The 1125-nt window shown below is 63.2% G+C and carries 1 protein-coding gene; it reads left to right on the top strand.

The features are described 5' to 3' along the window. Positions 1 to 972 (top strand): IS110 family transposase (locus tag FV229_RS26940; RefSeq protein WP_246688360.1); only part of this gene is annotated, 972 nt, incomplete at its 5' end. Positions 973 to 1125: the final 153 nt, after the last annotated feature.

Here is a 1125-nt window from a genome sequence, read left to right as displayed (position 1 = left end):
AGCGTTTTCCAAATCCACGGTGTCGATGCGAGCGGTCGTGTTCTCGTGCGTCGCCAACTCCGTCGAAGCCAGCTGCTCGCGTTTTTCGAGAAGCAGCCGCGATGTTTGGTCGGCATGGAAGCTTGCGGGGGCGCTCACGACTGGGGGCGCAGGCTTCAGGAACTGGGGCATGACGTCCGGCTGATGCCGCCGTCTTACGTAAAGCCTTATGTGAAGCGCGGGAAGACGGACGCAGCCGACGCGGCCGCCATCTGTGAAGCGGTCACGCGTCCCTCCATGCGGTTTGTCGCGGTGAAGAGCGAAGCCTGCTCTGCGGTCCTGGTTCTCCACCGCACGCGGGATCTTCTGGTCCGTCAGCGCACGCAGATCGGCAACGCGATCCGCGCTCACATGACGGAGTTCGGCGTCATCACAGCCAAGGGCGCGCAGAATGTCGATCGGCTGAGGACACAACTGCACCAACTGCCGGACGCGGCCCGATTGCCCGTCAGTCTGCTCTTCGAGCAGTTGGTCGACACCGATACGCGGATCGAGCGGTTGACGGGCGAGATCGAAGCGACCCACGCCCAATGCGAGACGAGCCAGCGTCTGGCGACGATCCCGGGCGTCGGCAAGCTCTCGGCGACGATCATCGCAGCGACGACGCCGGACGTCGGTAACTTCGACTGCGCGAGGGACTATGCCGCCTGGCTCGGCCTGACCCCCAAGCCGCATTCCACCGGCGGTAAACAGAGGATCGGGCGAATCTCGAAGATGGGCAACCGGTATATTCGGCGGCTGCTTTATCTAGGCGCCATGTCGCAGATCATGGTGAGATCCAGGTGCGGCCCGAGACAGGACTGGCTGTCCGACATGCTGGCCCGAAAGAAGACGAAAGTCGCCGCCATCGCGTTGGCACATCGCATGGCAAGAACGATCTTCGCTGTCCTCAGGGACGGCTCACGCTACCAGGCGCAGGCGACCACCGCCTGAACGGCTGAACGAACGGTCAGGGCGACGTGAGGTGATGGCGAACAAACGGAGAGGAAGAACCAGGACACCCCGATCAATCCGAAGCGCTTCGAGCGCGCTCGATTGAGTGGGACCTGTTCTCCAAGCGGACTTCATCAGGGCGCGCAGCGATCC

Source organism: Methylobacterium sp. WL120 (assembly GCF_008039465.1).
GTDB lineage: Bacteria > Pseudomonadota > Alphaproteobacteria > Rhizobiales > Beijerinckiaceae > Methylobacterium > Methylobacterium cerastii.
The sequence above is the reverse complement of the archived record's forward strand: the minus strand, read 5'-3'. Positions and strand labels throughout refer to the sequence as shown.